We start from the raw sequence: 12,427 nt of genomic DNA, 5'->3' as shown, positions 1-12,427 counted from the left end.
TTCAGAACGCCAGGGCCATGCGCCGTTCGTAGCCGATACGACCCTTATAGGCGTCGCCGCTGTCGACCCAACCCTGTTGCCGGTACAGCGCCAATGCCGCTGTATTGTCGGTATCCACCGACAATTCCAGGCCCTTGATCTGCGGCCAGGCTCGGCGCGCAGCGTCCGGCAGGGCTTGCAGGCAGGCTTTGCCATAACCCTGGCCCTGGCAACGGCGGTCGACTTGCAGCGCGTGCAGGGAGGCGGTGTCTTCGTGAGCCCAGGTTGGCAGGAAGGGCGGGCGCTTGAGCAGCAGGAAGGCCACGGGAATATCGTCGGCGACCAGCGCAAACCCCTGGATTGCATCGCCGGCGGCCGCGCCCAGGGCATGCAGGGCGCCATGAATATCGCCGCTGAACAGCTTTTGCGCGGGGTGGATTTCGATGGCTTCCACCTGTTGGCGTTGCAGCGTCGAGAGCTGTGCATAAGGAACGAGTTGAGTAGCCACTGAGGTGTCCGTCATCCGGCGAAATCAAGGCTCGGATTTTATCCCGTTTGCAGTCGGACAGATTTTTTTCTTCACGCTGTCGAATGCGGTGAGTGCCAGTCGACTAAGGGTGTCTTCCGATAAAACAGCAGGAGAGCCGTGATGAACGCGCCGATGGAAAACACTGAGGTCCACACCCTGATCGAGCACTACCGCAAAGCGGTGGTGGCCAAGGACATCGACACCCTGATGAACCTGTACGCCGACAACATCGTCTCGTTCGATGCGGTCAAAGCCCTGCAATTCAAGGGCAAGGCGGCCTACCGTGCGCATTGGGAAGAGTGCATGACCTATTGCCCCGGCCCGCACCTGTTCGAGTTCGCCGAACTCAAGGTCACCCAGAGCCAGGACCTGGCGTTCGCCCACTGGCTGGTGCACTGCGGTGGTACCGACGACAAGGGCGAGACCAAGGGCTGCTGGATGCGCGCCAGCGCCGGGTACCAGCGGATCGCCGGGCAATGGCGGATTGTCCATGAGCATTGGTCGGCGCCGTTCGACATGGTCAGTGGTGCGGCCTTGTTCGAGCTTGAGCCCTGATCGTCGGGTTTTTCGCCAAACCTGCAATCTGCAGCCATAGTTGATCAGCCCGCAGCGGGAGAGCCTTATGAAATACCTATGCCTGGTCTACAGCGACGAGCGCGTGCTGCACAGCTCGCCCGACAGCCCCGAGGACGCCGAGTGCATGGCCTACGCCGAGTCGGTGCAGGGCAGCGGGCGAATGCTCGCCGCCGAAGCCTTGCAGCCGGTGCAGACCGCCACCACGGTGCGCATGCGCGGCGGCAAGCTGTCGATCACCGATGGTCCGTTCGCCGAAACCAAGGAGCAGTTGGCCGGGTTTTACCTGATCGAGGCCAAGGATCTGAACGAAGCGCTCCAGGTCGCCGGGAAAATTCCCGCCGCCCGGGTCGGCAGTGTCGAAGTCCGTCCCGTCCGTGAACTGAATCTCTGATAACAAGCATAAGACAGGAGTTTATTCATGAGCATTTCCAACGCCGGCCGGCAGCCGGCTGATCACGAACTGGTCATCAGTCAGACGATTGATGCGCCACGCAGCAAGGTGTTTCGTGCCTGGACCGAACCGCAGTGGCTCACCCAGTGGTGGGGCCCCCACGGTATGACCACGCCCGAGTGCGAAATGGACCTGTGGGTCGGCGGCCAGTTTCGGACCCTGATGCGCGCCCCGGATGGCAGCGAGTACCCCACCAGCGGCGTGTTCCTGGAGATCCAGGCGCCGCGGCGGCTGGTGTTCACCGATGCCTTCAAGCCGGGCTGGATCCCCTCCGGCAAACCTTTCATGACCGCCGAAGTGACCTTTGATGAGGTCGATGGCAAAACCCTGTATACCGCCCGTGCCATGCACTGGAATCAGGAAGACCGGCAGGCGCACGAGGCCATGGGTTTTCATGAGGGCTGGGGGCAGAGCCTCGAGCGCCTGGTGACGCTGGTCACCCAGGGCATGCCCGACTGATGCCCGGCGAGGCGGTCAAGGCGCTGGTCGAGTCGGTCTACCGCAACGAGTCGCGGCGGATCCTGGCGACCTTGATCCGCTTGCTCGGCGATTTTGACCTGGCCGAAGAGGCCCTGCATGAAGCCTTCTTCGTCGCCGTCGAGCGCTGGCAACGCGACGGTGTGCCGGATAACCCACGGGCCTGGCTGGTCTCCACCGGACGCTTCAAGGCGATTGACGGCCTGCGCCGGCGCGCACGGTTTGCCGCGTCCCAGGCACAACTGGTGGCGCAACTCGAAGCGCTGGAAGAGGCCGAGTGGAGTGTCGAAGACGTGCAAGACGATCGCCTGCGCCTGATCTTCACCTGTTGTCACCCGGCACTCGCCGCCGATGCGCAAGTACCGCTGACCCTGCGTGAAGTCTGCGACCTCACCACCGAGGAAATCGCCCGGGCCTTTCTCGCGGCGCCAGCCACCATCGCCCAGCGCATCGTGCGCGCCAAAGCGAAGATTCGCGATGCGAAAATCCCTTATCAGGTGCCGTCTCTGGCCGAGTTGCCGGAGCGCCTGGACAGCGTGTTGCGGGTGATTTACCTGGTGTTCAACGAAGGCTATTCGGCCTCCGTCGGTACTGAAGTGACCCGCGAGGACCTGACCCGCGAAGCGATCCGCCTCGGTCGCCTGCTCATGGAGTTGCTGCCGGAGCCCGAGGTGATGGGGCTATTGGCGCTGATGTTGCTCAACGAGTCGCGACGCCCGGCGCGCACCTCGCCCTCCGGCGAATTGATCCTGCTGGATGAGCAGGACCGTTCGCTATGGGATGCAGGAATGATTGCCGAGGGCTGTGGCTTGATCGAGCGTGCCTTGGGCCAGCGCGACATCGGGCCTTATTGCCTGCAGGCGGCGATCTCGGCGGTGCATGCCGAAGCGCCGAGCGCCGCCGAAACCGACTGGGCGCAGATCGTCGGTTTGTACGACGTATTACTCCAGGCGCTGCCGTCGCCGGTGATCGAACTCAATCGTGCGGCGGCGTTGTCGCGGCGTGATGGCCCCTTGGCCGGACTGCAGTTGGTCGAGCAAATCCTTGCGCGCGGCGAACTGCTCGACTATCACCTGGCGCATTCAGCGCGAGGCGAGTTCTGTCGTCAGTTGGGGCGAGTAGACGAGGCGCGGGCAGCCTATCGCCGGGCCCTGGAACTGACCCGGCAAGTCCCCGAACAACACTTCATCGAGCAGCGCCTGCGCGAGTTGGGCTGACGCCACTCAGGTTGGGTTTTTGCCACCTGAGGTCATTCGAGCATCTTCGCCAGCATCCAGCTGCCTGCCGGCCCCGGTGGGTTCAGCCGTGACCAGAGCGCATCCACCGCCACCGGTTTTGGCCAGCCACGGACCTTGAGCTCCTGCAGGGTTCCGGGACCAAATCGCGCCACCAGCCAACGCGGCAGCGGCGCCCAACCGAATCCGCCCTGGGCCATTTCCAGCAGCATCAGGTAACTCGGCGCCGACCACACTCGACCCTGGGCACGGGTTTCGTAGGGATTGATGATGGTTGCCAGGCGCAATTCGCGGTGTTGCTGGAGCACTTGCCGGTCGATCTTCGACAGCGCGGCCAAGGGGTGCGAGGGCGATACGAACAAGGCGATTTCGGTGTGCTCGTCGACGGTCGCGCGGTCCAGGTCCGGCGGGTAATGCTCCTGCATTTCGGCGAAGGCGATGTGGGCGCGCCCGCTTTGCACCAGGGCGATCAAGTCGTCGCACTCGGCGATCAGGCATTCCAGCTCGAGGTCCGGGTAACGCTGTTCGAACTCGCTCAGGGCGGCTTCGAAGCGGTCCGATTGGTAGGTATCGGACATCGCGATAGTGAGCTTCGGTTCCACCCCTTGCGCCAGCTGCGCCGCACTCATCTCCAGGCGGCTGCTGGCCGCCAGAATGTCCTCGGCGCGCTGCAACAGCACGTGCCCGGCCGAGGTCAGGCCGGGCTTGCGGCTGCTGCGGTCGAACAGGGTGACGTTGAGGTCGATTTCCAGGCTGGCGACCGCCGCGCTGATGGTCGACTGGCTCTTGCCCAGCTTGCGCGCGGCAGCGGAAAACGAGCCCTGGGTCGCCGCCTGGACGAACGCCAGCAGCACTTCATGTGAGGCCATGAACTATCGCCTTGGTCGATGGTTATTGATTATGAAGTATCGATATCGTGGCAGATGATGGCAACCCTGTTCACCTGTAAAGGCATTGGATCATGACCCCGCAAAAATCCCTTACCGAGCGTATTGGCCAGGCCATCGGTTTCGAAGTGCTCGCTGTTCTGATCTGTACGCCGCTGCTGGCGTGGCTGATGGACAAGCCGGTGGTCGACATGGGCGTTGCCACCATCGCCATCGGCCTGATTGCCCTGGCCTGGAACGTGCTCTTCAACGGCCTGTTCGACCGTCTGCTCAAGCGCCTGGAGTGGGCGCCCAGCGCCTTTACCCGGGTGGTTCACGCCTTGCTGTTCGAAGGCGGACTGGTGGCCGTCAGTGTGCCGTTGATTGCCTGGTGGCTGAACGTCAGCCTGTTGCAGGCACTGATTCTCGACATCGGCGTGCTGTTGTTCTTCCTGCCGTACACCTACGTCTACCACTGGGCCTATGACGTAGTGCGCGAGCGTATGTTGCTGGCCAGGAGCGTGCGCGCATGCAGTCGTTGATCAGTAATCTCCGCGCTTGCGAAACGCCCAGCGCCCGGCAATCAGGGTAAAGGACGCCACCAGCGCGACCAGGATCCAGAAGCCTTCGGGATCGCCCGAGAGCGGCACGCCGCCGACGTTCATCCCGAAGAAGCCGGCGATGATATTGATCGGCAGCGCCAGCACCGTGACCACGGTCAGGGTGAACAGCGTGCGGTTGCTCTGTTCATTGAGGTTGGCGGCGATCTCTTCCTGCAGCAGTTTGATCCGCTCGCCGAGGGCCGTGAGGTCGTTGATGATCAGGGCGAACTCTTCGGTGGATTTGCGCAACTCCTTGACGTCCTCTTTCTGCAGCCACTGCGGCGGGCGATTGAGCAGCCGCAGCAGCGAGCCCGGTTCCAGCGCCAGCAAGCGTTGCAGGCGCACCAGCACGCGGCGGTTGGCGCCCAGTTCGGCGCGGTTGGTCGAGAGCCGGGAGGACAGCAGTTGGTCTTCAACCTGATCGACGCTGAGGCTGGTCTTGCGCACGATCTGGGTCAGCACTTCGCCCTGATCGCGCAACAGGTGCACCAGCAACTCCAGGGGCGAGCGAAAACACTCGCCGGCCTTGACCGAAGAACGCAGCTTGTCCACCGAGTGCAGCGGTTGCAGGCGGGCGCTGACGATCAGCCGGCTGCGAGCGCAGACCCACAGGGTCGAGACGTCTGAGGATTGCAGGTTGCTGAGGTTGAACACCACGTCGTTGACCACCGCCAGCAAGGCCGAGTCGACGTGCTCGATGCGTGTCGAGCGCGAGCCTTCATGCAGCGCTTCGAAGAACTCGTCGGGCAGTGCCAGGTGGGCTTTCATCCAGCGTTCGCAGGCGGCGTGGGCGAGGTTCAGGTGCAGCCAGAGGAATTCGTCTTCACTGGCCGGTTGCTGCAGGCGTTTCAGCGCCTCGGCCGATTCAATCTCGCGACCGCGTTCACCGGGGCGAAAGCTGAAGCCATAGAGCAGGCCAAAAAGATCGGCGTCACGGTGGCGGTGATCGATGCTGTAGTTCATGGCGTCTCGCGGGAGGGCGCGTTCGCCGGGCACATCTCAGCGACGCTTGAACGGCATCATGACGGTCCAATCTGACCGTTGTGTGACACTTTGACGAATGGCGGAAAGCGCTCTAAACCGCTGGTCGGAGCCGCTCAAGAAATGCCCGTCGAGGCCGATGATGCCTAGGCTGGTCTGTGCAGCCGGGTTCTCGCCTGGCTGTCCGCATTATTCCTGTCGTGAGATACCCCTCGATGTTTTTGCAAAAGTCCCTGAGAGCTCAAATCCTCGCGCTGCTGAGCGGCAGCCTGTTCGCCATGTTGTTGATTGCCCTGGCCAGTTTTTACCTGCTCTCCAGCGGCGTGCAGAGTTACCGGCAACTGATCGAGGGGCCGCTGCATACCTCGCAATTGATCGATGAGGCCAACCTACAGTTCAAGATCCAGGTGCAGGAGTGGAAGAACGTCCTGTTGCGCGGCAAGCAGCCGGCCGATCGGGACAAGTACTGGCAGCAGTTCCAGGCGCGTCAGGGCGATGTGCAGACTATTCTTGGCGAGTTGAGCCGCCAGCCGGCCATCGAGCCAGCGCTCAAGGCGCGGATCGACAGCCTGCGTGACGCGCACCGGGCGCTGGGCAGCGCTTATCAGCAAGGGCTGGAAGCCTATCGGGCAGCCGGGGCCGATCCGGCGGCAGGTGATAACGCGGTCAAGGGTGTGGACCGCGCCACCAGCGAACAGATGAGTGAACTGGTCAACGAATTGCGCCAGCGTGGCAACCAGCAATCGACCGCGATCAGTAGCAGCGCCGAGCGCACAGTGCTGCTGGGCATTGTGGTGATGTTGATCTCGGGGTTGCTGATCGGCCTGTTCAGTCTGTGGCTGGTTAACCGGCATCTGGTGCAGCCAATCCAGCGCTTGATCGAGTACGTCGCGCAATTGAGCCAGGGGCGTTTTTCGGCGCGGGTGGCCAACGATCGCCAGGACGAACTGGGTCGCCTGGCAGTGGCAGCCAATACCTTGCGCGATTTTCTCGCCGAAACCTTCGCCCGCCTGCAACGCAGCGCCACCGATCTGGACAGCGCCAGTGGTGAGCTGAATGCGATTGCCGGGCAGATGTCCCATGGCACCCACGAACAATTCAGCCGCACCGACCAGGTGGCCACGGCGATGAACGAAATGTCCGCCACGGCCCAGGAAGTTGCCCGGCACGCCGCCGATGCCGCGCGGGCCGCCGACGATGCCGATCAGTCGGCACAACAGGGCGAGCAGGTGATGCAGAGCACCATCCACGCCATCACCCAAATGCGTGGTGAAATCGCCAACACCGCCACTGTAATTCGCCGTCTGGAGACCGACAGCGAGCGCATCGGCAAAGTGCTGGAAGTGATTCGCGGGATCGCCGAGCAAACCAACCTGCTGGCACTCAACGCCGCCATCGAGGCCGCGCGTGCCGGTGAAGCCGGGCGTGGTTTTGCCGTGGTCGCCGATGAGGTGCGCAGCCTGGCCCAGCGCACGGCGGCGTCGATCATCGAGATCAACCAGATTATCCAGAGCGTGCAAACCGGTGCAGTGGACGCCGCGCAGGCGATCGAAAGCGGTCAGTCGCGCAGTGACGAGAGTGTCGAGCAAGTGACCCGCGCCGGCGCCATGCTGGAGCGCATCACCGAGGCGGTAGAGGCTATTCGCGACATGAACCGGCAGATTGCCACGGCCGCCGAAGAGCAAACCTCGGTCGCCGAAGACATCTCGCGCAACCTCACGGAAATCACCAGCATCGCCAGCACCAACCTGGACAACGTGCAGCGCACGCAAGCGGCCAGCGGCAACCTGCATGGTTTGTCGGGGCAGTTGAATGAAGTGACGGCGCGCTTGAGTGAATAAACGCTCGGTGTGAACGAAAAAAGCCGCACAACCCTGAGGGTGTGCGGCTTTTTGGTCTGGCAGCGATTACTTGTCCTGTTTATTGCTCAGGACTGCACCGGTCTTGGCGTCGAGCTTCACGTCCCACTCGACGTTCTTGGCGTCGCGGATTTCCACTTCATAGACATAGGTGCCGTTGGCGTCTTGATCCAGTTCGGTGTCGGTGATGTTGGCCGCAGTGGTACCTGGGTGCACCGCCAGGGCCGCCTGATTGAGTTTTTCGAAGTCCATGATCGCGCCCGACTTCAGCAGGCCAGGGATCAGGTCAGGACGGACGTCGGCCATGGCAAAACCGGCGGACAGGGTCAGGGCAGCGGCAGTGAACAGGGTGGTCAACGTTTTCATGGTTCATTCCTTGGTTTGAGCTGTTTAAGTGAAATCAGGTTAATGGTTGCAACTTAATTCATCCTTAATCCACGACATGGGTGCTTTGCGCCGTTTGTTCAATCCTCCCACGTTCGGGCGCGACATGCTGGAGCCAGATCAATGGAGGCTCTCATGAAACGTTTGTTCGCCGTACTTTATGCACCAATGTTCCTCGCCGGGTTTCTCGGTTGCGCTATTGCCCTGGTCGGCGGGACCGGGCTTTCGTCCTGGTGGTTGCTGGGGTTTTTTCTCTGCGCGCTGCTGGTCTCGTTCCTCGCCGAACAGTTTTTACCCTATGAGCCCAACTGGAACCGCGACCAGGATGACAGCGGGCGCGATGTGGCCCATGCGCTGGTCAACGAAGCCTGTAATGCGGCGGCCTTGCTGATGCTGCCGGGACTGGTGGCGTTGCTGTCCTTCGAGGGTATCTGGCCGATCGATTGGCCGTTGTCGGCGCAACTGTTGCTGGCGATGTTCATCGCCGACGCCGGCTTCAGCCTGACCCATTACGCCAGTCACCAGGTGCCGTGGATGTGGCGCCTGCACGCGGTGCATCACAGTGTCGAGCGGCTCTATGGCTTCAATGGCCTGATGAAGCATCCGCTGCACCAATTGCTGGAAGCGTCGGTCGGCTTCCTGCCTCTGATCCTGATGGGCGTTCCCATGGAGGTGGCAGTGCTGCTGGCGTTCGCCATCAGCCTGCAATTGCTGCTGCAGCATTCCAACGTCGACATGCGGCCGGGGTGGCTGTTCTACGTGTTTGCCTGGGCACCGGTGCATCGTTTGCACCACATGAAATATGGCGCGGCGGGCAACGTGAACTTCGGCTTGTTCTTCAATCTGTGGGACCGACTGCTGGGCACGGCGCTGCTCAATCCGGCCTATGAGATTCGTCACGGTGACCTGGGCATCGGCAATCGCGCGGATTTCCCCAAAGGCTATGTCGATCAGTTGCTCGATCCGTTCCGGCCTGAACAGTTGGGCGAGGATCCTGCAGTGCCCGAGGGGCTGCGGCGCTGAGGTTCAAGCGCGCAGGCAAATGTCGATGGCGCCCAGGCCCTGGCTGGCGGTGACGCCGAAGATCTTTTTCAGGCTGCGTGACAGGTGTGCGCTGTCGGCGAAGCCTGCCTTGTGAGCGGCGGCGGTGACGTTGTGCCCGGACAACAGCAGGGCCATGGCCAACCGCAGCCGACGCCAGAGCACCAGGCGGCGCACCGGCAAGCCGACCTGTTGGGCGAACAGCCGTTCCAGTTGGCTCAGGGAGACGTTGGCTTGTTCGGCGAGGGAGGCAGCGGCGACTTTGCCGCAGAGCAGATTGTCCAACGCGGCCAGGGCCCGCACGATGCGTGGGTCGTCGAGTTGGCGGCGCGGGCAGAGTTGCAGTGCCAGATCGAGGTCGGGCAATGTCGGCTCGACAGCGCGCACGTGCGCCTGCAGCACGTGGGCATCGAACATCAAGGGCTCGGCGTAGAGGCTGAAGACCTGGTCGGCGGCCTCGATAATGGCGTGGGGACGCATCGATTCGATAAACATCTGCTGACCAGTTCGTGTCACGCCGTCCTGTTCAAGGGTGACGGGCTGCCCGGTGGCGATGATCAGTTGATGGGCGTAATGCGCGTGGGGCGTGGTACGGCCGAGCTTGCCGAACACCAGACCATAGTCACGCCCCAGCCACAGTTGCCCGCTCCATTCCTGGGCCTGGTCCACTCAGAAGCCGTTGCGTTCGAGCAACTGGGCGACGGTGCCGGTTGCCGGACGCTGGTAGTACTTGAGCAGTTCGCTGGTGCGGTTGGTGAAAATGCCGTCGACACCGGCCTCCATTGCCTTCTGGTAGTCCTGCTCGTCGTCGAGGGTGTAGACGTGCACCAGCATGCCCTGATCGTGGGTGTACTGGTTCATCCAGGGTTGCACCAGGTCGGCGTAGCTCTGGTCGCCGAGGTCGGAGCGGGTCGCCGAAGGGCCGGTGCCGATCGCGCCGTGGGCCTTGGCGAAGTCGACCCAGTGCTCGAAGGCCGCGTTGTCTTTGGGTTGTTGCTTGGCGTAGAAGCTGGCTTTGTCCTTGTCGCCGGAGTCGGCAAATTTCACCTTGGACTTGGGTTCGATGCTGCCTTCGGCGACCCACAGCAGAAGGATCTTTGGCACGTGCGGCATCTCCTGCTGGAGCATCTGCAGGCTGCTCTTCTCGAACGTCTGCAGCACCACTTTGCCTTTGCCCTGACCGACGCCCAGCTCGCTCTTGGCCAGTTTCGATCCGGCTGGGCTCAGCCAGCCACGGTCCTGCAACTTGTCCTTGAGGTCGCGCTCGATCCCGGGAAACTGCTTCGGCTCCTTGGTCTCGATGTACAGGCCGGGCTTGTGCCGCGGGTTGCCCTGGGCGATGTCGATGACTTCGTCGAGGGTCAGGATCTGCAGGCCGGCATAGGCGGGACGGGCGCGATCCGGGTACGCCGTGTTGAACCAACTGCCGGCGTCCAGGGTTTTCAGTTCAGCCAGGGTGAACGCATTGGCCGGGCTGTCCTTGCGCTCGGGAAACTTGCTGGCGACGTCGGTGGTGCGTTGCAGGTTGTCGTCGTGCAGGGCGAACAGTACGCCGTCCTTGCTGCGTTGCAGGTCCAGTTCCAGGTAGTCGGCGCCCAGATCGCGTGCGAGCTTGTAAGCTGCGGCGGTAGACTCCGGGGCGTCGAAGGAGGCGCCGCGGTGGGCGATCACCGCCGGATGCGGAATACCATTGGCCGTTGCCACCGCCTTGGGGCTTGCGGGCTCGGCAGCCTGTAGCTGGCCGACGCTGAGCAGCAGGCTCAGCAGCAGGGCGTTGTGGGAAAAGTGGGTAGGCATGGTCGAAGTCCTTTCGTCAGTCGCGTTGCAGAGGAATACCTTTTAACAACTGAGTGACTGTTGTGCTATCGCGCAACCGACATAAAGCTGTGCGAATGCGTTTTTGTGGGAGCGAGCCTGCTCGCGAAAAACCGCAACGATGACGCGAGCACGCGGAATCTGCCCATCACGCTCGGTTTTTTCCGCACCTTTGCAGTACTCTTGGCCCCGGCAGTTTCCCCGGGAGAGGGAGCGCCGCTCGTTCGCCCTGCGTGTAAACCATTGATCACCGGTCCGTCCCGACCTTTTGTGAGGTTTACCATGCGCATCACTTCTGAACTCATCTGCCAGGCCGCCGACCAACTCCAGGGCTTCGTCGGTCTCAATCGCAAGACTGGCCAATACATCGTGCGCTTCAGCGAGGACTCGTTCGGCATGGACGTCGCCGATGACGGCATCATCCCCAGCAACGAGTTCGTCTGGGCGCCCGGCCCGGAGCAGACCATGATCCTCAAGCGCGAGCTGATCCAGTTGTTGCTGGACCAGAACATCGACGAGCGAATCAACATCAGCGACCCGCTGCGGGTGTATATGCGCCGGGTCGATGTGCCGCAGATTACCGCGCTGCGGGTCAGGACCTGAACGCGTAGGTACGCTCGACCTTGCACACCCGCGTCTGAAAGGCGCTGTACCAGGTCGAGCGGCCTTGCTCGCGGATGGCGCTGTGGTCGGCGTGGTGTTTCCAGGCGCGGATCGCTTCTTCGCTGTTCCAGTACGACACGGTAATTCCCAGGCCGTCGCCGCCGCGTGCCGATTCCACGCCGAGAAACCCCGGTTGTTCGCGTGCCAGTTCGAGCATTTGCTCTGCGGCTTGGGCGTAACCCCGATCCCCCGGGCTGCGCAGCGAGGTGAAGATCACCGCGTAGTAGGGCGGTTGTGGTGTGGTGGCGATCATCGCTGGTTCCTCGCGCAGGCTTCGAGGAAAGCCGCGACCAACGGCGGTAGTTGGCCCTTGAGCGCAGCGCGTTCGGGCTGGAACAGGGTGGCGACGAAGAACGGATGGGCCTGCAACTCGATCGCCCGGGGTTCGCCGCCCTCATCATGGCCGCTGACGCGCAGATCCTGATTCAGCAGTTCGTCGATGAAAGCCGGATTGATCCCGTAGCGGCAGCGATAGCCTTCGCTGATCTGTTTGCTGGCGTAGGCCTTGGCGATCAGCGAGCCTTCGACTAACTGGATGTGGTCGATGGCTTCGACCAGCGCACAGGTCAGTGGTGCGATCACGGCACGTGCTGCGTCAGGCGCCGTTTCTCCGTGTTCAGCGTCGGCCCAACCCATTACAGTGCGGGCGAACTCCAGCACGGCATGCTGGAACCCGCCGCAGGTACCGAGAAACGGCCGCCGTTGTTCTCGCGCAAAACCAATCGCCCGCAGCGCGCCATCAGTGTTGCGGTAGGGGCTGTCCGGCACACACCAGAGGCCGTCGAAGCAGGAGAAATCGCTATCGGCGGCGATCGATTCGGTCGCCAGCCATTGCCACTGAATGTCGCGTTCGATGTGCCGTGCGGCGAGTTCAAGGGCCAATGGAATGGCCTGGTGGGCGGTGATCTGTGGGTCGTAGTCGCCGATCAGGGCAATACGCAGGGGCTGGGTGGTGTGCATCGTGCCTCC

General features: G+C 62.6%; 16 protein-coding genes and 1 pseudogene. 9 read left to right on the top strand and 8 right to left on the bottom strand.

The genetic code is table 11. The features are described 5' to 3' along the window. Position 1: 1 nt before the first annotated feature. Positions 2-487, bottom strand: a complete 486-nt coding sequence (locus tag ACZYR5_RS01755; protein ID WP_489088173.1) for a GNAT family N-acetyltransferase — start codon at positions 485-487, stop codon at positions 2-4. 141 nt (positions 488-628) lie between these two features. On the opposite strand from ACZYR5_RS01755, the gene ACZYR5_RS01750 reads away from it, so the two are divergent. From ACZYR5_RS01750 to ACZYR5_RS01735, 4 genes are all read left to right on the top strand, one after another. Then, complete coding sequence (locus tag ACZYR5_RS01750; protein ID WP_489088174.1) at positions 629-1,063, top strand: YybH family protein; 435 nt, start codon at positions 629-631, stop codon at positions 1,061-1,063. Positions 1,064-1,130: 67 nt separating this feature from the next. Next, positions 1,131-1,475 (top strand): YciI family protein, encoded by a 345-nt coding sequence (locus ACZYR5_RS01745; protein ID WP_489088175.1) that lies wholly within the window; start codon positions 1,131-1,133, stop codon positions 1,473-1,475. A gap of 27 nt (positions 1,476-1,502) precedes the next feature. Next, entirely contained in the window at positions 1,503-1,994 is a 492-nt protein-coding gene (locus ACZYR5_RS01740) for an SRPBCC family protein (protein ID WP_489088176.1), read from the top strand. Beyond that, positions 1,994-3,229 carry an RNA polymerase sigma factor gene (locus ACZYR5_RS01735; RefSeq protein ID WP_489088177.1) on the top strand — a complete coding sequence of 412 codons (1,236 nt, stop codon included), beginning with the start codon at positions 1,994-1,996 and terminating at the stop codon, positions 3,227-3,229. The genes ACZYR5_RS01740 and ACZYR5_RS01735 overlap by 1 nt, the downstream gene beginning before the upstream one ends. Positions 3,230-3,261: 32 nt before the next feature. Here ACZYR5_RS01735 and ACZYR5_RS01730 read toward each other — a convergent pair whose 3' ends face one another. Continuing rightward, a complete protein-coding gene (locus tag ACZYR5_RS01730) occupies positions 3,262-4,116 on the bottom strand; it encodes a LysR family transcriptional regulator (RefSeq protein WP_489088178.1) in 855 nt (284 codons plus the stop codon). Positions 4,117-4,208: 92 nt separating this feature from the next. On the opposite strand from ACZYR5_RS01730, the gene ACZYR5_RS01725 reads away from it, so the two are divergent. Continuing rightward, positions 4,209-4,655, top strand: coding sequence for a multidrug/biocide efflux PACE transporter (locus ACZYR5_RS01725; RefSeq protein ID WP_489088179.1), 447 nt, complete (start codon positions 4,209-4,211; stop codon positions 4,653-4,655). Here the strand turns inward: ACZYR5_RS01725 and ACZYR5_RS01720 are convergent, their stop codons facing one another. After that, positions 4,656-5,678, bottom strand: a complete 1,023-nt coding sequence (locus ACZYR5_RS01720) for a transporter (protein ID WP_489088180.1) — start codon at positions 5,676-5,678, stop codon at positions 4,656-4,658. Between the two features lie 233 nt (positions 5,679-5,911). On the opposite strand from ACZYR5_RS01720, the pseudogene ACZYR5_RS01715 reads away from it, so the two are divergent. Then, positions 5,912-6,604: pseudogene (locus tag ACZYR5_RS01715) on the top strand (methyl-accepting chemotaxis protein); the annotation flags it as partial. 165 nt (positions 6,605-6,769) lie between these two features. After that, positions 6,770-7,537 carry a methyl-accepting chemotaxis protein gene (locus ACZYR5_RS01710; protein ID WP_489095153.1) on the top strand — a complete coding sequence of 256 codons (768 nt, stop codon included), beginning with the start codon at positions 6,770-6,772 and terminating at the stop codon, positions 7,535-7,537. Positions 7,538-7,603: 66 nt separating this feature from the next. Here the strand turns inward: ACZYR5_RS01710 and ACZYR5_RS01705 are convergent, their stop codons facing one another. Then, a complete protein-coding gene (locus ACZYR5_RS01705; protein WP_489088181.1) occupies positions 7,604-7,921 on the bottom strand; it encodes a PepSY domain-containing protein in 318 nt (105 codons plus the stop codon). A 153-nt stretch (positions 7,922-8,074) separates the two neighbouring features. Between ACZYR5_RS01705 and ACZYR5_RS01700 the strand changes: the two genes are divergently transcribed. Beyond that, entirely contained in the window at positions 8,075-8,962 is an 888-nt protein-coding gene (locus ACZYR5_RS01700; RefSeq protein WP_489088182.1) for a sterol desaturase family protein, read from the top strand. A 3-nt stretch (positions 8,963-8,965) separates the two neighbouring features. Here the strand turns inward: ACZYR5_RS01700 and ACZYR5_RS01695 are convergent, their stop codons facing one another. Continuing rightward, complete coding sequence (locus ACZYR5_RS01695) at positions 8,966-9,649, bottom strand: helix-turn-helix domain-containing protein (RefSeq protein WP_489088183.1); 684 nt, start codon at positions 9,647-9,649, stop codon at positions 8,966-8,968. After that, positions 9,650-10,777 (bottom strand): glycerophosphodiester phosphodiesterase, encoded by a 1,128-nt coding sequence (locus ACZYR5_RS01690; RefSeq protein WP_489088184.1) that lies wholly within the window; start codon positions 10,775-10,777, stop codon positions 9,650-9,652. 300 nt (positions 10,778-11,077) lie between these two features. On the opposite strand from ACZYR5_RS01690, the gene ACZYR5_RS01685 reads away from it, so the two are divergent. Further along, a complete protein-coding gene (locus ACZYR5_RS01685) occupies positions 11,078-11,398 on the top strand; it encodes a DUF2025 family protein (protein ID WP_489088185.1) in 321 nt (106 codons plus the stop codon). On the opposite strand, the gene ACZYR5_RS01680 is transcribed toward ACZYR5_RS01685, so the two are convergent. Further along, complete coding sequence (locus tag ACZYR5_RS01680; RefSeq protein WP_489088186.1) at positions 11,388-11,711, bottom strand: antibiotic biosynthesis monooxygenase family protein; 324 nt, start codon at positions 11,709-11,711, stop codon at positions 11,388-11,390. The two genes, ACZYR5_RS01685 and ACZYR5_RS01680, sit on opposite strands and share 11 nt — an antisense overlap. Next, a complete protein-coding gene (locus ACZYR5_RS01675; RefSeq protein ID WP_489088187.1) occupies positions 11,708-12,418 on the bottom strand; it encodes a CTP synthase C-terminal region-related (seleno)protein in 711 nt (236 codons plus the stop codon). Before ACZYR5_RS01675 ends, ACZYR5_RS01680 begins: the two co-directional genes overlap by 4 nt. Positions 12,419-12,427 lie beyond the last annotated feature (9 nt).

It is taken from the genome of Pseudomonas sp. F007, assembly GCF_057814275.1.
This window is presented reverse-complemented; position numbering and strand designations above follow the sequence as displayed.